The organism is Micromonospora sp. NPDC047548, from assembly GCF_040642975.1.
Classification (GTDB): domain Bacteria; phylum Actinomycetota; class Actinomycetes; order Mycobacteriales; family Micromonosporaceae; genus Micromonospora.
Genome location: NZ_JBEYTI010000042.1, coordinates 15,369 through 33,445, shown reverse-complemented (window position 1 = coordinate 33,445; position 18,077 = coordinate 15,369). Strand labels below are relative to the sequence as shown.

Sequence of the window (18,077 nt, the reverse complement as noted above, 5' to 3'; positions counted from 1 at the left end):
TCATCGCGCCGGGACAGCGGCCGAGAGCCGGCGCGCCCGCTCCGGGTGGGTGAGCAGGTCCACGTTGTCGACGTACTGGTCGACGGCACCGACCGGCGGACGCCCGCGCAGCGCCGGCTCGCCGGTCGCGGCGCGCAACACGGCGGCGAACCGGCCGGCATCGAGCACCAGGAAGGGCCGGTCGTGGAACGGCCGCACCCGCGGGTCGAGCGGCGCGGCGAGGCCCGTACCGTTCGTCCAGCCGGCGAGGGTCTCCAGGGCGCGACCGAGCCCGACCTGCCGTTCGGTCCACCCGCCCGGTCCCAGGGCGTCGGTCAGCGCGGCCACCACCGGCGACGCCCCCGGCAGCCGGGCGAAGACGGTGCCGAGCCACTTGTCGTACGGCGGCCAGCGGCGGCGCAGCAGCAGCCCGAGGCGCATCAGGTCCCGGGCCAGTCCGGCGGTGACCATCCGGCTGCCCAGTTCGTCGCCGACCTCGGCGCACCGCCCGGCCAGGTGCTCGGACTGGCCGACCCGGGTCCAGGCGGCGGCGAGCACATGGCGCCAGACGTCGTCCGGGTACCAGGCCAGCCGGGCCCGGGCGGCGCCGAGCGCCCCGTCGAGCTCGTCGTGGAAGACCGCCCCGCCGGTCAGCTCGGCCAGCCGCTGGCTGGGCACCGACAGCCAGTCCTCCGTGGTGACGCCGTCGGCCGGGTCGAAACCAAGCCGGCCGCGCAGCCATCCGCCCAGCTCGTCCACACTCACCCCGTGCCGGTCACCGTCGGCGTCCACGACTCCGAGACGGGCGCCCGGGCCGCCAACAAACCGGGTCGGCCAGCCCAGGAACTCCGCCGGCAGGCCGGCGTCCAGCGCGGCGCGTACCGGCGCGACGTCCGCGGCGTCGGCGACGAACAGTTGCGCGCGCGGGCCCCAGTCGTGGTCGGTGGAGCGCGGGGTGTCCAGCCCGAGCAGCTCCGAGCCGCCGTCGAGCAGGCCGGCGGCGTGACGCAGGCCGGGGCAGCGCCGCGCCAGCAGCGGCGCGAGGACCTCGTCGTGGAATCGGCGACAGAGCGTCAGGCCGGGTACGAACGCCATGCCGGCAGTCTGCCGGGTAACACCCGGGCCACCACCGATTATCGGTCCGCCTGCCGGCTGCCCCCGATAACCTGGACCGGGGTGGCCGGTGGAAGGTGGGGACGGTGACACAGGAGCGCGGGGTGGTACGCCGCCGCCGGCTGCTCGGGGCCGGCATCCTCGCCGTGATCGGGCTGGCGCTGCTCGCGCTCGGCCTCACCGTCGCCACCGGCGTGCTCGCCGGCATCGAGGTGGTGCTGGCGATCGTGCTGCTGGTGGCGAGCTACGCCCTGCAGTACCTGGCCCGCCGCGAGACGCTCTACCGCCACGACGACCAGCGGTGAGTCCCCACACCGTCGCCGGGCTGTGACAAGCTGTCGGGCGTGGCACAGCGACCCCCGATCCTGCTGATCGACGCGCCGAGTCTCTACTTCCGGGCCTACCTCGGCATCCCCGAGTCCGCCGCGAAGACCGAGGACGGCCAGCCCGTCAACGCCGTTCGCGGCTTCCTCGACATGCTCGCCCAACTGATCCGCACCCGCCGGCCGGACCGGATGGTCTGCGCGCTCGACCACGACTGGCGGCCCGCCTGGCGGGTGGAGCTGCTCCCGTCGTACAAGGCGCACCGGCTGGCGCCGGAGGGCGGCGAGGTGGTGCCGGACACCCTCTCCCCCCAGGTGCCGATGATCCTGGACGTGCTGGAGGCGATCGGCATCACCGCGGTGGGCGCGACCGGCTACGAGGCCGACGACGTGCTGGGCACGCTGTCGGTGACCCAGGACGCGCCGGTCGAGGTGGTCTCCGGCGACCGGGACCTGTTCCAGCTCGTCGACGACGTGCGCGGGGTGCGGCTGCTCTACGTCGGCCGTGGCGTGGCCAAGCTGGACGACTGCGACGACGCGGCGGTCCGCGCCCGCTACGGCGTACCCGCCGACCGGTACGCCGACTTCGCCGCGCTGCGCGGCGACCCGAGCGACGGCCTGCCCGGGGTGCCGGGAGTGGGCGAGAAGACGGCCGCCCGGCTGATCGACCGGTACGGCGGCCTCGCCGGCATCCTCGCCGCCCTGGACGAGCCCGGTTCCGGCTTCGCGCCGGGGCTGCGCACCAAGCTGGACGCGGCCCGGGGCTACCTGGCGGTCGCGCCGAAGGTGGTCGAGGTGGCGCGGGACGTACCGCTGCCGGACCTGGCCACCGCGTTGCCGGCGGCGCCCGCCCAGCCGGAGCGGCTGCTGGAGCTGGCGCAGCGGTGGAACCTGGCCGGCTCGTGCCGGCGGCTGGTCGACGCCCTCGCCGACCGGCCCTGACCACCGACCCGGTGCGGTAGCGGCCGCTCCGCTCGCCCCGGGCCAACCGACGACGCGGACCGGGTCCCGACGGGTCGTGACCGAAAGTGACTATCAGGCGGAGAAGTGGTATGCGAGCACGCCGCGGTTGACGGCAGCGATCGCCTGCCGCGCGGTGGACCGCAGTTCGGCCGAGGCGCCGCCGGAGTCGGCGAGCTGGCCGAGCAGGTCGACGACCTGCCGGGACCAGCGCACGAAGTCGCCGGCCGGCATCTCCCCGTCGATCTCGTGCCCGCTGGCCAGCACCTTCGCCAGGGCCTCGCCCCGGGCCCAGCGGTAGATCGGCCAGGCGAAGCCGAGATCCGGCTCGCGGGTGACCGTGAGGCCGCGGCTGGCCTCGTCGGCCTCGATATCCCCCCACAGCTTGAGCGTCTCGTCGACCGCGTCGGCGACCGGGCCGCGCGGCAGAGAGGCCCGCTCGTCGACGTCGCGGCGGGCCTCGAAGACCACCACGGAGACGGCGGCGGCCAGCTCGGCCGGGGAGAGCCCGTCCCAGACGCCCCGGCGCAGGCACTCGGCGACCAGCAGGTCCGCCTCGGTCCAGATCCGGCCGAGCATCCGGCCGGCGTCGGTGACCCCGCCGTCGGCGGAGAGGTAGCCCCGGGCGGTGAGCAGCGCGACGATCCGGTCGAAGGTACGGGCCAGCGAGCCGGTCCGGCCGGAGACCCGCTGGCGCAGCTCCTCGGTGTCCTTCTCCAGCCGGCGGCGCCGCTCGGCCCAGCGGGCGTGCTCCTCCCGGTCGGGGCAGGCGTGGCAGGGATGGTGGCGCAGCTCGGTGCGGAGCTGGCTGAGCCGGTGGTCCTCGCCGGCGGCCTGCCGGGACCGGCCACCGCGGCGACCGCCGTGCCGGTCCAGGCCGGTGCCGCTGACCTCGGCGGCGAGGTCCCGCCGGGCGGCCGGGGAGCGGTGGTTGAAGTGCTTGGGCACCCGGATGCGGGCGAGCACCTCCGCCGGGGTGGTGAAGTCGCCGGGGCTGACCCGGCCGGCCCAGCGGTCCTGGGTGAGCACCAGCGGGCGGGGCTCGCCGAAGCCGCCGGTGGCCGGGTCGAGGACGACCGCGAGCCCGGCCCGACGGCCCGACGGCACCCGGATCACGTCGCCGACCCGCAGCCGCTCCAGCGAGGCGACCGCCGCCGCCTTGCGCTGGGTCTGCCCCTGTCGGGCGATGGCGCGCTCGCGGTCGGCGATCGCCACCCGCAGCGCGAAGTACTCGTCGAAGTCGCCGTGGTGGCAGGCGGCCTCCACGCCGTACGCCTCGATGGTCTCGGTGTTGCGCTGTACCTGCCGGGCCAGGCCGACCACCGAGCGGTCCGCCTGGAACTGCGCGAACGACGACTCCAGCAGCGCCCGGGCGGGCTCCGCGCCGACGGTGCCGACCAGGTTGACCGCCATGTTGTAGGACGGCCGGAAGCTGGAGCGCAGCGGGTACGTCCGGGTGGAGGCGAGCCCGGCCACGTGCCGCGGGTCGGTCTCCGGGGACCAGACCACCACAGCGTGCCCCTCGACGTCGATGCCGCGTCGGCCGGCCCGGCCGGTGAGCTGGGTGTACTCCCCCGGCGTCAGGTCGACGTGGGCCTCGCCGTTGAACTTGACCAGCCGTTCGAGCACCACGCAGCGGGCCGGCATGTTGATGCCCAGCGCGAGGGTCTCGGTGGCGAAGACCGCCTTGACCAGGCCGCGGACGAACAGCTCCTCGACGACCTCCTTGAACACCGGCAGCATGCCGGCGTGGTGGGCGGCCAGGCCGCGCTCCAGCCCGTCGAGCCACTCCCAGTAGCCCAGCACCGTCAGGTCCTCGCCGGGGATGGCGGTGACCCGGGACTCGACCACCCGGCGGATCTCGGCGCGTTCCTCGGGCGAGGTGAGGCGCAGCCCGGCGGCGAGGCACTGCTGCACGGCGGCGGCGCAGCCGGCGCGGCTGAAAATGAACAGGATCGCCGGGAGCAGCCCCTCCCGGTCGAGCCGGTCGACGATGTCCGGGCGCATCGGGCCGCGCCAGCGGGGGCCGCGCCGCCCGGCGCCGGGGCCCGCGCTGCGCCCCTCGCCCAACTCCAGGCGGCGCACCGTGTCCCGGGTGTAGCGCAGCAGCTCGGGGTGCACGTCGTGCTTGCGGGCCGCGTCGGCGTCGTGGAACAGGTCGAACATCCGCTTGCCGACCAGCATGTGCTGCCACAGCGGCACCGGCCGGTGCTCGCTGACCACCACCGCGGTCTCGCCGCGCACGGTGACCAGCCAGTCGGCGAACTCCTCGGCGTTGGAGACGGTGGCCGACAGCGAGACCAGGGTGACCGAGGCGGGCAGGTGGATGATCACCTCTTCCCAGACCCCGCCGCGGAACCGGTCGGCGAGGTAGTGCACCTCGTCCATCACCACGTAGGCCAGGCCCTCCAGCGTGGCCGAGCCGGCGTAGAGCATGTTGCGCAGCACCTCGGTGGTCATCACCACCACGGGCGCATCGCCGTTGATCGCGTTGTCGCCGGTGAGCAGGCCGACCTGCTCGGCGCCGTACCGGTCGACCAGGTCGTGGTACTTCTGGTTGGACAGCGCCTTGATCGGCGTGGTGTAGAAGCACTTGCGCCGGGTGGCCGTCTCCGGGGCGCCGTCGGCCGTCGTCGGCCGCGCCGGCGTCCCCCGCAGGGCCAGGTGTACGGCGAACTCGCCGACCACGGTCTTGCCAGCGCCGGTGGGCGCGCAGACCAGCACCCCGCTGCCCCGCTCCAGGGCCTGGCACGCCTCGCGCTGGAAGTCGTCGAGATCGAACCCCAGATCGGGGGCGAACTCGTCCAGCGCCGGGAACTGGGAGGCCTGCGCGGCCCGGTGGCGCGCTGCGGCGTACCGCTCGGCGGGGCTCGACATGTCCTCAAGATTAGTGCGTGCCCCGCACGGCCACCCGCCAAGGCCGTCCGGCAGGGCGGTCGGAGGGGGTCGGTAGGGTGCACGACGTGCCGGACCATGCCGAACCGCCCGTTGCCCCGAGCGGCGCCGACGACGCCGTCCGCCCGGGGCCGTCCCGCCGTCCCGTGGAGGCGGTCCTCTTCGACTTCCACGGCACCCTGGCCCAGGTGGAGGAGCCCCAGGAGTGGGTGTGGCAGGCGGCCGCCGCCTGCGGGGTGACGCTGGAGCGGATGCGGGCCACCGCGCTGGCCGACCGGCTGCTCACCGCCGGGCGGGCGGGCGGGCCACTGCCGGCGCGGGTGCCGCCCCGGCTGGCCGAGCTCTGGGCCGACCGGGACCTCTACCCGTACGCGCACCGCGGGGCGTACACGGGGCTGGCCGAGACGGTGGATGCCGGCATCGAGGGGTTCGCCGAGGCGCTCTACGAGCGGCTGCTGGTCCCGGAGGGCTGGGTGCCCTACCCGGGCGTCGAGGCCACCCTGGGCGCGCTGCGCACGGCGGGGGTGAAGGTGGCGGTGGTGAGCAACATCGGCTTCGACATCCGGCCGCTCTTCGCCGCCTGGGGCCTCGACGGGCTGGTCGACTCGTACGCCCTGTCGTACGAGGTGGGGCGCTGCAAGCCGGACCCGGGGATCTTCCTGCGCGCGTGCGGGATGCTCGGCGTGGACCCGGAGCGCGCGTTGATGGTGGGTGACACCCCGGCCGACGCCGGCGCGGTCAACGCGGGCTGCGCGGTGCTGGTGCTGCCCAGCGCGGAGCCCGGCCGCGACAACGGCCTCGGCGCGGTGCTCGACCTGGCGCTGCGCCACTGACCTGCGGACATCAACGCTAACGGGATCTTGATAGTCGCGTTAGCGCCCACTGTTAACACCGAGAGGTTATCGTCGCTAGCGTGAGTGAGACGTCGGCCCGGGACCGGATCGTGCGAGCTGCCGCCGCACTGCTCGCCGAGGGCGGCCGGGAGGCGGTCTCCACCCGCGCGGTCAGCCGCGCCGCCGGCGTGCAGGCCCCGACCATCTACCGCCAGTTCGGCGACATGCGGGGCCTGCTCGACGCCGCGGCCAGCTACGGCTTCGCCGCGTACCTGCACGCGCAGGCCGCCCGGGAGCCCGCCGACGACCCGGTGGACGACCTGCGCCGGGGCTGGGACATGCACGTCGGGTTCGGGGTGGCCAACCCCGCCTTCCACACCCTGATGTACGGCGACCCGCGCCCCGGCGTGCGCCCGACCGCCGCCCGGGTGGCCGCCGACATCTTCCGCCAACTCGTGGTGCCGGTGGCCGAGGCGGGACGGCTGCGCGTCGACGTGGACCGGGCGGCCGAGCTGGTGCACGCGGCCAGCTGCGGGGTCACCCTCACCCTGATTCAGGGCGGCGACCCGGGCCTGTCGGTCGCCACCAGGGAGGCGGTCGTCACGGCGATCTGCGCCGACAGCCCCGCCGCCAGGGCCCTACGCCCACCCGACCGGCCGGTCCGCCACGCCGTCGCGCTGAGGGCGGCGCTGCCGCGGCTGGCCGGCGACCTCACCGCGGCCGAGCGGGCGCTGCTCGCCGAGTGGCTGGACCGGCTGGCCGGTGCCGACGCGCGCCGACCGGCCGGCTGACCGTCCCCGCCGCGATCCACCCATGTTGGGCGATGTGGCGGTGTCGCCGGATGCGGAACCGTCGTATCGGCGACCCGGCGAGCGGGCCGCGTCCGACTGGTGGGTCGGACGCCGATCCGGCGCACCCCCGCGCGGGGCCCGGCTAGCGTCGCGGCATGACCCGCACGCCACGTCCGCCGACCGCCGCACGTCACCCACGCCGCCTGGCGAACGGGCAGGTGGGCGCGATCGGGCTGGTGCTCGGCGGGGCGCTGTCGGTGCAGTTCGGCTCGGCGGTCGCCGCCCTGCTCTTCCCCCGTACCGGGGTGGCCGGGGCGGTGACGCTGCGACTGACCATCGGGGCGCTGCTGATGCTGGTGGTGTGCCGGCCACGGCTGCGCGGGCACGACCGGGGCGACTGGGCCTCCGTGGTCGCGTTCGGGTTCGCCCTGGCCGGCATGAACTCCGTGTTCTACCAGGCGATCGAGCGGATCCCGCTGGGGCCGGCGGTGACCCTGGAGGTGCTCGGGCCGCTCGCGCTGTCGGTGTTCACCGCCCGGCGACTGGCCGCGTGGTGCTGGGCCGGGCTGGCGTTGGCCGGGGTGGCCCTGCTCGGCCAGGGCGGCTTCGCCCGGCTCGACCCGGTCGGCGCCGGGCTCGCTATGGGCGCGGGGGCGATGTGGGCGGCGTACATCGTCTGCTCCGCGCGGGTCGGCGGGCGCTTTCCGCGCGCCGACGGGTTGGCCCTGGCGTTGACCGTGGCGGCCCTGGTGACCCTGCCGATCGGGCTGGTCGGGGCCGGGGCGCGGCTGGGGAATCCGGCCGTGCTGGGGCTGGGCGTCGGCCTGGCGGTGCTCGCCTCGGTGCTGCCGTACACCCTGGAGCTGCTGGCCCTGCGCCGGCTGCCCACCGCCACCTTCGCGGTGCTGATGAGCCTCGGCCCCGCCATCGCCGCCATCGCCGGCTATCTGGTGCTCGACCAGGCGCTGCACCCGGTGGAGGTGCTCGCCATCGCTCTGGTGGTGGCCGCCAGCATCGGCGCGGTCCGCGCTGGGACGCCGCGCGGCGCGTCGGACGACGGGCCGGTCGCCGAAGGGCCGGTCGCCGAGGGGCCGGACGGCCAGCTCAGAGCAGCAGTCGCACCGCCTGCGACACGGCGCTGATCCGCAGCGGCAGGTCCAGCGCCCGCTCCCCGTCGGCGTACGTGGTGATGCCCTCGGCGGCCAGTTCGACGGTGCGGGCCCGGTAGCTGCGCACCAGCGGGTGCGTCACGTGGGTGCCCTGGTAGATGCGCGGCTTGACCCGCATCAGGGTGCGCCGGTCGAACCGCCCACCGACCACCACGTCCAGCAGCCCGTCGGTCGGGTCGGCGTCAGGGCAGATCCGCATCCCACCGCCGTAGCTGGCGCAGTTGCCGACCGCCACCAGCACCGCGTCGAGCTCGTGCGCCTCGCCGTCGAGGCGCAGCGTGTAGCGGCGCGGGCGCAGCCGGGCCAGCTCGACCAGGATCGCCAGGTCGTAGCGGCGGGGCCCGCGCGGCCAGCGCATCCGGTTGGCCCGCTCGTTGACGATCGCGTCGAAGCCGGCCGCGAGCACCGCCCCGTACCAGCGGTCGCCGCCGTCCGCGCCGGTCATCCGGGCCAGGTCGACCGGTCGGGTCCGCCGCTGGCGCAGCGCGGCGGCGATCACGTCGGCGGCGGCCAGCGGGTCGGCCGGGAAGCCGGTGTCGACCGCGAAGTCGTTGCCGGTACCGGCCGGGACCGGGCCGAACGGCACCGGCGTACCGACCACCGCCTGCAACGCCCGGTGGACCGTGCCGTCGCCACCGACCGCGATCAGCGCGCCCGCGCCGTCGGCGACCGCGGCGTGGCACGCCGCCTCCGCCTCGGCCGGGGTACGCGCCGCCAGCAGCTCGACCGGGCGGCCGGCGGTGGCCAGCCGTTCCAGCAGTGCGGGCAGCAGGCCACGGTGGCGCCCCCGGCCCGCGGTGGGGTTGGCGAGCACGGCCACCGGGCCGGTCGGAAAGTGATCGTCTGCGGTCACGGCGAGCACCGTACGGTACAGCGAGCGCCGCCCACCAGGGGCGGCGTCCGTGTTCGTCGGCCCCCGGGTCAGAAGGCGATGCGGACCTTCAGCGCGGTGCGCTCGTCCATCGCCCGGTAGCCGTCGGGCACCCCGTCGAGGGTGACGGTGCGGTCGAAGACCGGCGATGGGTCGAGGCTGCCGTCGAGCACGTCGGCGAGCAGCTCGGGGATGTAGGCGCGGGCGGGGGCGACCCCGCCGCCGAGGGCGACGTTGCGGCCGAACATCTGGCCGATGTCCACGCCGGCGCTGCCGCCGTGCGGCACCCCGACGTAGCCGACCGCGCCGCCGTCGCGGGCGATCGAGATCGCCGTACGCAGGGACTCCTCGGTGCCGACCGCCTCCAGCACAGCGTGCGCGCCCTGGCCCTTGGTGAGCTCCCGGACGGCGGCGACCGCCGCGTCGCCGCGCTCGGCGACCACGTCGGTGGCGCCGAACGCCCGGGCGATGTCGGTGCGGGCGGTGTGCCGGCCGAGCGCGATGATCTGCTCGGCGCCCAGCCGCCGGGCGGCGAGCACCCCGCAGAGCCCCACCGCGCCGTCACCGACGACCGCGACCGTGGCGCCGGGGCGGACCCGGGCGGCGAGCGCCGCGTGATGACCGGTGGACAGCACGTCCGACAGCGCCAGCAGCGCGGTGAGCAGCCGCTCGTCGCCGGCGGCCTCGGCGGGGAGCTTCACCAGCGTGCCGTCGGCGTACGGGACCCGCACGGCCTCGCCCTGGCCGCCGTCGGAGCCGGGCTCGCCCCAGAACCCGCCGTGCGGGCAGGAGGTGTGCAGGCCCTCGCGGCAGAAGTCGCAGACGCCGTCGGACCAGACGAACGGGGCCACCACCAGGTCACCGGCCCGCACCGAGGTCACCTCGGCGCCGGTGGACTCCACCACGCCCAGGAACTCGTGGCCGATGCGCTGGCCGGGCTGCCGGCTGGCGACGCCCCGGTACGCCCAGAGGTCGCTGCCGCAGATGCAGGCGGTGACCACCCGGACCACGGCGTCGGTCCGGTGGCGCACGGCGGCGTCGGGGACCTCCTCGACGCGGATGTCGTTCGGGCCGTGGATCACGGTGGCGCGCATGTGTCCGTCCTCGGGGGGATCGACAGTGGTCGGCGGCACGCCGCCGCCCCGGGACGGGCGAGCGACGGGCCCGGACGACGGTAGACCGGCACCGGGCGGGCGCCCAACGCGGTGCGCGGCCGGCGTGGCGGGACTCACCCGCGCCGGCCACCGGGGCCGCGGCGGACGCGATCCGCCCGGCCGGACGGAAAAGGGCGGGCGTCGGCGGAACGGCTCCCGATACGCTGCGCCCGCCGCCGACGGCGGCGGCGCCACGGGGAGGGACGCCAGTGCCGAGCTTCGACATCCGGACCGCCGACCTGCGCGCGGTCAACTCGATGACCAAGTACCCGTCGATCCCGACGTACCACGCGCTCGACCCCCGGGACGGGGGCCTGCGGGAGGAGGTCGTGGAGTTCACCGGGCCGGTGACCCTCACCGAGAAGGTGGACGGCACGAACAGCCGGATCATCCTCACGCCGGACGGGCAGTACCTGATCGGCAGCCGCGAGGAGCTGCTGCACGCCCGCGGCGACCTGATCGCCAACCCGGCGCTGGGCATCGTCGACGCGCTGCGCGGGCCGGCCGAGCGGCTGCGCGCGGACGCCGCCGCTGACCGGTTCACCGTGTTTTACCTGGAGGTGTACGGCGGGAAGGTGACCGCCGCGTCGAAGCACTACACCGACAGCCGCCGGGTCGGCCACCGGCTCTTCGACATCGCCGAGTTCGACGGGTACGCCGAGTTGCTGGGCCGGTCGCCGCAGCAGCTCGCCGCGTGGCGCGACGGTGGCGGCCAACGCTGGCTCGACGATCGGGAACTGGTCGCGCGGGCCGGGGCGTACGGCCTGGAGACGGTCCCCCGGCTGGCGACGGTGGACGCCACCGAGCTGCCCCGCGACCTGGACAAGACGTCCGCGTTCCTGACCGACCACCTGCCGCACACCCTGGTGGCGCTCGACGGCGCGCCGGGCCGGTCGGAGGGTCTGGTGCTGCGCGACGCGGACCGGTCGGTGATCGCCAAGGCCCGCTTCCAGGACTACGAGCGGGCCCGGCGGCGCCGCTCCGGCGGGCGCTGACCACGCCAGCGGCGGGCCCGGCTCCCCGGGTCGCGCCGCCGGCCGCCCGGCCGTCGACGCCGCTACGCCTGCCGGGGAGACCGTCCCGGGTGACGTGGCCGGGGCGGGATCGCCGACCATGCCGGGCGGATCTGATCCCGTCACGGCCGGTGAATGGCCGATGGCTGATCGCGCTCCCCGCCAGGGCGGGCGCGCCGCCGGACATTGCGGCATTTACATTTAACAAAGTTTACGGATAGTCTCCCGTGCATCTGCCGGCGGCGGCTACCTGCCACCGGCGTCGGTGGCGCAGGCGTGGAACACCTACCGTGGCGGGCTGAAGAGGCTGATGACCTGGTCGCTGAACTGGGACGGCGCGAAGGGCTGGACCTTCGGGGACAACGTCCGGTCCCTGCAGGGCCGCTGAGGCCGCCGACCGGCCCCGCCCCCGGTTCACCGGGGCGCCGGGCCGGTCGACACCCGTAACCGGCCGTCGTGCATCTCGACCACCCGGTCGACCCGGTTCAGGTGCCCCCGGTCGTGGGTGACCAGAACGGTGGCGGTGCCACGGTCCCGGGTGAGGTCGGTGAGCAGGTCGACGACCGCCGCGCCGCGGTCGTGGTCCAGGGCGCTGGTGGGCTCGTCGACCAGCAGCACGGCCGGGTCGTTCATCAGCGCCCGGGCGATGTTGACCCGCTGGCGCTGCCCGCCGGAGAGCTGGTGCGGCCGCCGGTCGGCCTGGCCGGTCAGGCCGACCGCGGCGAGCAGCCGCTCGGCGCGCAGCCGGGCCGAGCGCGGTGACCGGCCGTCGAGGTGGGCCATCACCTGCAGTTGCTCGGCCGCCGTCAGTGAGGCGATCAGGTGGGGCTGCTGGAAGACGATGCCGATCGTCCGCCGGCGCAGCGCAGCCGTCCGGGCCCGACCCAGCCCGGTGGTGTCGGTACCGGCGACGACCACCCTGCCCCGGTCGGGCGTGATCAGGGTGGCGGCCACGGCCAGCAGGCTGGACTTGCCGGAGCCGGAGGGACCGATCACGGCGGTGGTGGTGCCGGCGGGCACGGTCAGGCTGACCCGGTCCAGGGCGGTCAGCCGGGCGTCGCCGTCGGGGTAGGTCAGGGTGACGTCGGACAGGTCGAGGGTCATCGGGCGCTCCCCAGGGCGGTCAGCGGGTCGACGGAGGTGATGCGGCGGACGGCCAGCGCGGCCCCGACGGCGCCCAGGGCGGTCATCACGGCAGCGGGCGGCAGCACGGCGCCCGCGCTGAGCGCGACGGGGACGCTGCCGGCGGCGGCCAGGCCGGCGGCCACCGCCAGCCCGGTGCCGAGCGCCGTGCCGGCGAGCAGCACCGTGAGGGCCTGGCCGAGCGCGTCCCGCAGCAGGTGGCCGGTGGTGGCGCCGAGCGCCTTCAGCACGGCGACGTCGCCGCTGCGCTGGATGGTCCAGACGGTGAAGAACGCGCCGACGACCAGCGCGGAGATCGCGAACAGCATCCCCCGCATCAGTCGCAGCGAGCCGTTCTCCGAGACGTAGGAGCCGATCCCGGAGAGCGCGTCGGCGCGGGTGACGGTGCGGGTGCCCAGCTCGCGGTCGGCGGCGCTCAGGTCGGCGCCGCCGGTGGTGGTCAGCGCGACGACCGTGGCGGAGTCGCCGGCCGACCCGGGGGCCAGCCGTTGCCAGTCGGCCAGGGTGGTCCAGACGACCGGGGTGTGGCTGTAGGAGGCGTCCCCGGCCACCGCGGCGACCTCCAGGCGCGTCCCGGCGACGGTGACGGCCTGCCCCGGCCGGATGGCCAGGGCCTCGGCCGCTCCCTGGGAGAGCACCACCCGGCCGTCGGCGATCCTGCCAGGCTCGGGTGCCAGGTCCGAGCCGGCCGGCACGCCGAACGCGGACACCGCAGCCGTGCGGTCACCGGCGCTGGCCCGGGTGGTGGCGACGCCCAGCGGCGCGGCGCGGGTCACCCCGGCGACCTCGCCCCAGCCGCGCCACTGCTCCCGGGTGACCCGCGACCCGGTGAAGGAGACCTCCTGGTCACCGACGGGCTCGGCGAACGCCAGATGGTCGGCGGGCAGGCCGGTGACGGCCGAGGTGCTGTCCCGGGCCAGGCCGGCGGTCAGGCCGGACAGCAGTACGACGAGCAGGGTCATCAGGGTGACCACGACGCCCATCAGGGCGAACCGCCCCTTGGCGAACCGGAGGTCTCTCCAGGCGACGAACATGACGGGGCCGACCCTTTCCGTTCCGCGCCGCGCCGGTCGCGCGGCGGTGCGGGACAACCGTCGCCCGCACCGGGGCCGCCGACATCGCCCTGGGGATCGGCCGCCCCGGATCGAAGGAAGCAGCCCGGGATCAACCCTTTGGTTGATGGCGCCGGCCGGCGACGTCCTAGCCTTGAGGCATCGTGAACCTGGAGCCACCCACCCAGCCGCTGCGCGCACTGCGGTTCTGCCTGCACCTGCTGGTCGCCGTCCTGCTCGCCCTGGTCGCCGGGCGGGCGCTCACCGGCCGGGTGCCGCACCCCGCGGCCACGCTGGCCGGATCGGTTGCGCTGGCCGGCGGGTACGCCGCCGCGGCCGTGCTGCCCCGGAGCCGCCGGGCGGCGGTGGTGTGGTTGGCGGCGCTGACCGCCGGGTGGGTGGCGCTGCTCTGGGTCACCCCGGACGCGGTGTGGCTGGCGTTCCCGCTGTTCCTGCTGCAGTCGCACCTGCTGCCCACCGGGTGGGGCACCCTGGCCGTCGCCGTCACCACCGCGGTGGCGGTCGGCGGGGTCGCCCGCCACCAGGGCGGGCTCGCCCCGGCAGCCGTGATCGGCCCGGTCATCGGCGCGGCCGTCGCGGTCGCCACCGTGCTCGGCTACCAGGCCCTGTACCGGCAGAGCGAGAGCCGGCAGCGGCTGATCGAGCAGTTGGGCGCCACCCGGGCCGACCTCGCCGCGGCCCAGCACGCCGCCGGGGTCCTCGCCGAACGCGAACGCCTCGCCCGGGAGATCCACGACACCCTCGCCCAGGGGCTGTCCAGCATCCAGCTGTTGCTGCGCGCCGCGCAACGGGCGATGCCGGAGCGGCCCGAGGTGGCCGCCGACCACGTCGAGCAGGCACGCCTGGCGGCGCGGGACAACCTCGTCGAGGCGCGCCGGTTCGTCCGTGCGCTGTCGCCGCCGGCGCTGGCCGCGCAGTCGCTGCCCGAGGCCCTGGACCGGCTGTGCGCCACGACCGGCGGGAACTCCGGGCCGTCGGTCCGGTTCCACCTCGACGGTGCCCCGGTGCCCCTGCCCACCCCGTACGAGGTGGCGCTGCTGCGCATCGCCCAGTCCGCGCTGGCCAACGCCGTCGGCCACGCCCACGCCCGCCGGATCGAGGTGACGCTGAGCTACCTGGGGTCGCGGGTGGCGCTGGACGTGGTCGACGACGGGGTTGGCTTCGACCCGGGCGCCGTCCCGGGTCGGTACGCCGGCGGGACGGGGTTCGGGCTGGAGTCGATGCGAGCCCGGACTGCCGAGCTCGGCGGCACTCTGAGTGTGGAGTCGGCGCCGGGACAGGGGACGGCCCTCGCGGTCAGCTTCGCCCCGACAACGGTCGGCGGGACGGCGGACGCGTGAGCGCCCCGATCCGGCTGATGCTGGCCGACGACCACCCGGTGGTGCGCGCGGGACTGCGCGCCCTGCTCGCCACCGAACCCGGCCTCGAGGTCATCGGCGAAGCGGCGACCGCGGAGGAGGCGATCGCGCTGTGCGCCCGCGAGCGGGTCGACGTGGTGCTGATGGACCTGCAGTTCGGCGCCGGCATGCCGGGGGTCGAGGCCACCGCCGCCCTCACCGCGCGCCCCGGCGGTCCCCGGGTGCTGGTGCTGACCACCTACGACAGCGAGGCGGACATCCTGGCGGCGGTCGAGGCCGGCGCCAGCGGCTACCTGCTCAAGGACGCCCCGCCCGAGGAGTTGGTCGCGGCGGTACGCGCCGCGGCGGCCGGTGGGTCGGCGCTCGCTCCCGCCGTCGCCCACCGGCTGATCGACCGGGTGCGCGCCCCCGGGATCACACTCAGCCGCCGGGAGATCGAGGTGCTCCAGCTCGTCGCCGAGGGCCTGTCCAACCAGCAGATCAGCCGGCGGCTCAGCCTCAGCCAGGCGACGGTCAAGACGCATCTGGTGCACGTGTACGGCAAGCTCGGCGTCGACTCCCGTACCGCCGCCGTGGCCGCGGCCCGCGCGCGCGGGCTGATCCGCCGCTGACCCCGGACGGCGGTCGTCCCCGGACGGCGGTCGTCCCCGGACGGCGGCCGGCGGCGGCGGCGCGAGGATCGCCGGGGACTTCGACGCATCGACATGTTGCGAGGACGAGGGCAGCGACGCGTTCCGGCCCGGCACCTGCTACGGCGGCACGTACACGGGCACCGGCGTGCTCACCGAGTCCGGCACCTTCATGCGCAACCGGATCCGTACCCCGGACAACTTCCCCACCAGCTGACCGGAGCAGCACCGCACGGCGCCCGTCCCGCCCGGGGCGGGCGCCGTCGCGTCAGCGGGTACCGGAGCGCGCCACGCGGAATCCGACGTCGTCGATCCGGAAGGTCGGGTGGCTGCGGCGACGCACCGAAGCGCGGCAGCTCCAGTGCTCGTCGAACCAGCCGCCGCCCCGCAACACCCGGTAGGTGCCGTAGACCTCGGCGTCGTAGACGTCCCAGCACCACTCCCAGACGTCGCCCAGCATGTCGTACAGGCCCCACGCGTTGGGCCGCCGGCCGCCCACCTCGCGGATCCGCTCGTCCGAGTTACCGCGGTACCAGGCGATCTCGTCGAGCTGGCCGTAGCGCGGGCCCGTGGTGCCGGCCCGACACGCGTGCTCCCACTCGGCCTCGGTCGGCAGCCGGTATCCGCCGGCGGAGGTGTCCCAGTCGACACCCTCGCCGCCAGCGTGGAGGCGGTACGCGGGCGCCAACCCCTCCTGTCGGGACAGGGCGTTGCAGAACCGGACCGCGTCCCACCACGACACGCCCTCGACGGGTAACCGCTCGCCCCGGGCCGTGCTCGGCGACTCGCCGGTGACCTGCGCGTACCGCGCCTGGGTGACCGGGACGGCGGCGAGCCGGTACGGCCCGAGCCCGACCGACCAGCTGCGCCGGGTCCGCCGGTCGGACAGCGTCACCCGGCCCGCCGGGACGGCGATCATCCTGCTCTCCGCTCCGGCGTCCACGGACCAGGATCCTATGTCGCGACGGCGGATGGCACGTCGAGGGGCGGCTTCAGCGGTAGATAAGGCGGGAACCCCGGCCGTTCAGGGCCGGGAGGAACGCCGTCATGGACCGGGACGCTGGTTTTCGATGTACTCCCGGACCACGGCCAGCGGTGCGCCACCGCACGACCCGGCAAAGTACGACGGCGACCAGAGGTGTGCGCCCCACAGGTAGCGGGACAGGTGTCCTGCGAACTCCCGCCGCAGGTATCGAGCCGATACGCCCTTGAGCGAATTGACCAGCTTCGACAGGGTGACACTCGGCGGGTAGTGCACCAGAAGGTGGATGTGGTCGTCCTCGCCGTTGAACTCGCGAAGCTCAGCGCCGAAGTCGGCGCACACGTCAGCCATGATCTGCTGGCAGCGGGTGAGGATCGGGTCAGTGAGTGCCCCGCGCCGATACTTGGTGGTGAAGACCAAGTGTGCGTGGAGGTTGTAAACGACGCTTCTGCCGCGCCTGACATTGGGGTCCGGCGTCCATCGTGGTGACATAGACCAAATGATAGAATGCGCAGGTGAAGTTGGTCGCGCAGGTGAAGTTGCTGCCAACGCCAGAGCAGGCGGCGGCGCTGGATGCCACGCTGCGCGCCTGTAACGCGGCAGCGTCGGACGTGGCGCGAATGGCCCGTGACCTCGGCTGCTACCGCAACTACGACTTGCGGCGACACGCCTACCACGGGATCAAGGCCGACTACCGGCTCGGCGCGCAGGCCGCGCAGCACGTCATCAAGAAGGTCGCCGACGCCTACACCACGCTGAAGGCAAACATCAAGGCCGGCAACCTCGGCAAGCCTGGCGGTAGGCGTCGGCGCAAAGCCGAAACCAACCCGGTCGGCTTCCGGTGGGACGCGGCGCAGCCGTACGACGCACGGATGCTGTCGTGGCAGACCGACGCCCACACCGTGTCGATCTGGACCATCGACGGGCGGCTCAGAGGAGTTGCCTACACCGGCTCGGTCGACCAACTTAAGGCCGTCGCCGAGCGGCCGATCGGCGAGTCCGACCTGGTGCACCGGGATGGCATGTGGTTCCTGTACGCCACCGTGGAGGTGCCCGAGCCTGACGTCTACGACCCGGACGGGTTCCTCGGCGTGGACATGGGCATCGCCAACATCGCCTACGACTCCGACGGCCGCCGGTACGCCGGCGGCCCACGCAACGGCTACCGGCGTCGGCAGCAGCGGTTGCGGCGACGCCTGCAAGCCAGGAACACCAAGTCCACGCGGCGACTGTTGGCCCGCCGCCGGAAGAAGGAATCGCGGCACGCCGCGAACGTCAACCACACCATCGCCAAGCGCATCGTGACCGAGGCTGCACGCACCAGCCGCGGAATCGCCGTCGAGAATCTGACCGGCATCCGCGACCGGGTCCGGCTGAGGAAGCCCCAAAGGGTCACGCTGTCGTCGTGGTCGTTCCACCAACTCGGTGACGTCCTGACCTACAAGGCACGTCGGGCAGGTGTACCGCTGGTCCAGGTCGACCCTCGGTGCACCTCCCAGACCTGTCATGGCTGCGGTCACCGGGACAAGCGGAATCGGCCGGACCAGGAAACGTTCCACTGCCGGTCGTGCGGGGTCGTTGCCCACGCCGACCACAATGCGGCCCTGAACATCGCCCAGCGCGGTATGCAGGACTGGGGCTCAGTCAATCGCCCGCACGCGGCCCTGCCTCACAGCCAATGAGGACGGTGACCCGCAAGCCCGCCCGTTCACGGGCGGGTAGTTGACGAACCCCGAGTGGCGGCCCAGGTAACGACGGAGCCGTGGCGGGGGCCTGCGGCGAGGAGCACGA

18 protein-coding genes are annotated in these 18,077 nt (G+C 74.9%); 10 read left to right on the top strand and 8 right to left on the bottom strand.

Annotation, left to right across the window (positions count from 1 at the left end):
• Positions 1–1,074 (bottom strand): DUF4037 domain-containing protein, encoded by a 1,074-nt coding sequence (locus tag ABZ807_RS27650; RefSeq protein WP_357164018.1) that lies wholly within the window; start codon positions 1,072–1,074, stop codon positions 1–3.
• Positions 1,075–1,178: 104 nt separating this feature from the next.
• Between ABZ807_RS27650 and ABZ807_RS27645 the strand changes: the two genes are divergently transcribed.
• Positions 1,179–1,397, top strand: a complete 219-nt coding sequence (locus ABZ807_RS27645; RefSeq protein WP_357164015.1) for a hypothetical protein — start codon at positions 1,179–1,181, stop codon at positions 1,395–1,397.
• Between the two features lie 39 nt (positions 1,398–1,436).
• Positions 1,437–2,357: a 5'-3' exonuclease gene (locus ABZ807_RS27640; protein WP_357164012.1), complete on the top strand. Its 921-nt coding sequence runs from the start codon at positions 1,437–1,439 to the stop codon at positions 2,355–2,357.
• A 93-nt stretch (positions 2,358–2,450) separates the two neighbouring features.
• Here the strand turns inward: ABZ807_RS27640 and ABZ807_RS27635 are convergent, their stop codons facing one another.
• Positions 2,451–5,252: a DEAD/DEAH box helicase gene (locus tag ABZ807_RS27635; protein ID WP_357164009.1), complete on the bottom strand. Its 2,802-nt coding sequence runs from the start codon at positions 5,250–5,252 to the stop codon at positions 2,451–2,453.
• Between the two features lie 86 nt (positions 5,253–5,338).
• On the opposite strand from ABZ807_RS27635, the gene ABZ807_RS27630 reads away from it, so the two are divergent.
• The 3 genes from ABZ807_RS27630 to ABZ807_RS27620 all read left to right on the top strand — a co-directional run bounded on the left by ABZ807_RS27630 (position 5,339) and on the right by ABZ807_RS27620 (position 8,036).
• The gene (locus tag ABZ807_RS27630; RefSeq protein WP_357164007.1) at positions 5,339–6,103 is read left to right on the top strand and encodes an HAD-IA family hydrolase; all 765 of its coding nucleotides are present in this window, start codon (positions 5,339–5,341) and stop codon (positions 6,101–6,103) included.
• A gap of 80 nt (positions 6,104–6,183) precedes the next feature.
• Entirely contained in the window at positions 6,184–6,894 is a 711-nt protein-coding gene (locus ABZ807_RS27625; protein ID WP_357164004.1) for a TetR/AcrR family transcriptional regulator, read from the top strand.
• A 155-nt stretch (positions 6,895–7,049) separates the two neighbouring features.
• Entirely contained in the window at positions 7,050–8,036 is a 987-nt protein-coding gene (locus tag ABZ807_RS27620; RefSeq protein ID WP_357164001.1) for an EamA family transporter, read from the top strand.
• Here the strand turns inward: ABZ807_RS27620 and ABZ807_RS27615 are convergent.
• Complete coding sequence (locus ABZ807_RS27615) at positions 7,999–8,925, bottom strand: diacylglycerol kinase family protein (protein ID WP_357163998.1); 927 nt, start codon at positions 8,923–8,925, stop codon at positions 7,999–8,001. The two genes, ABZ807_RS27620 and ABZ807_RS27615, sit on opposite strands and share 38 nt — an antisense overlap.
• A gap of 59 nt (positions 8,926–8,984) precedes the next feature.
• Positions 8,985–10,028 (bottom strand): zinc-dependent alcohol dehydrogenase family protein, encoded by a 1,044-nt coding sequence (locus tag ABZ807_RS27610; RefSeq protein ID WP_357163994.1) that lies wholly within the window; start codon positions 10,026–10,028, stop codon positions 8,985–8,987.
• Positions 10,029–10,297: 269 nt separating this feature from the next.
• Here ABZ807_RS27610 and ABZ807_RS27605 point away from each other — a divergent pair, with 269 nt between their 5' ends.
• Together ABZ807_RS27605 and ABZ807_RS27600 are read left to right on the top strand one after the other, a co-directional pair.
• Positions 10,298–11,083 carry an RNA ligase family protein gene (locus ABZ807_RS27605; protein WP_357163991.1) on the top strand — a complete coding sequence of 262 codons (786 nt, stop codon included), beginning with the start codon at positions 10,298–10,300 and terminating at the stop codon, positions 11,081–11,083.
• Positions 11,084–11,366: 283 nt separating this feature from the next.
• Positions 11,367–11,489, top strand: coding sequence for a hypothetical protein (locus ABZ807_RS27600; RefSeq protein WP_357163988.1), 123 nt, complete (start codon positions 11,367–11,369; stop codon positions 11,487–11,489).
• Positions 11,490–11,515: 26 nt separating this feature from the next.
• Here the strand turns inward: ABZ807_RS27600 and ABZ807_RS27595 are convergent, their stop codons facing one another.
• Positions 11,516–12,205 carry an ABC transporter ATP-binding protein gene (locus ABZ807_RS27595; protein ID WP_357163985.1) on the bottom strand — a complete coding sequence of 230 codons (690 nt, stop codon included), beginning with the start codon at positions 12,203–12,205 and terminating at the stop codon, positions 11,516–11,518.
• Positions 12,202–13,278, bottom strand: a complete 1,077-nt coding sequence (locus ABZ807_RS27590; RefSeq protein ID WP_357163982.1) for an ABC transporter permease — start codon at positions 13,276–13,278, stop codon at positions 12,202–12,204. The genes ABZ807_RS27595 and ABZ807_RS27590 overlap by 4 nt, the downstream gene beginning before the upstream one ends.
• A 182-nt stretch (positions 13,279–13,460) precedes the next feature.
• On the opposite strand from ABZ807_RS27590, the gene ABZ807_RS27585 reads away from it, so the two are divergent.
• A complete protein-coding gene (locus ABZ807_RS27585) occupies positions 13,461–14,657 on the top strand; it encodes a sensor histidine kinase (protein ID WP_357163979.1) in 1,197 nt (398 codons plus the stop codon).
• A gap of 17 nt (positions 14,658–14,674) precedes the next feature.
• Positions 14,675–15,286 carry a response regulator transcription factor gene (locus ABZ807_RS27580; protein ID WP_357164072.1) on the top strand — a complete coding sequence of 204 codons (612 nt, stop codon included), beginning with the start codon at positions 14,675–14,677 and terminating at the stop codon, positions 15,284–15,286.
• Positions 15,287–15,572: 286 nt separating this feature from the next.
• Here the strand turns inward: ABZ807_RS27580 and ABZ807_RS27575 are convergent, their stop codons facing one another.
• Positions 15,573–16,223 (bottom strand): formylglycine-generating enzyme family protein, encoded by a 651-nt coding sequence (locus tag ABZ807_RS27575; protein ID WP_357164069.1) that lies wholly within the window; start codon positions 16,221–16,223, stop codon positions 15,573–15,575.
• A 126-nt stretch (positions 16,224–16,349) separates the two neighbouring features.
• The gene (gene tnpA / locus ABZ807_RS27570; RefSeq protein WP_357163976.1) at positions 16,350–16,778 is read right to left on the bottom strand and encodes an IS200/IS605 family transposase; all 429 of its coding nucleotides are present in this window, start codon (positions 16,776–16,778) and stop codon (positions 16,350–16,352) included.
• A gap of 23 nt (positions 16,779–16,801) precedes the next feature.
• Between tnpA and ABZ807_RS27565 the strand changes: the two genes are divergently transcribed.
• Positions 16,802–17,968 (top strand): transposase, encoded by a 1,167-nt coding sequence (locus tag ABZ807_RS27565; RefSeq protein ID WP_357163973.1) that lies wholly within the window; start codon positions 16,802–16,804, stop codon positions 17,966–17,968.
• The last annotated feature ends 109 nt before the right edge of the window (positions 17,969–18,077 follow it).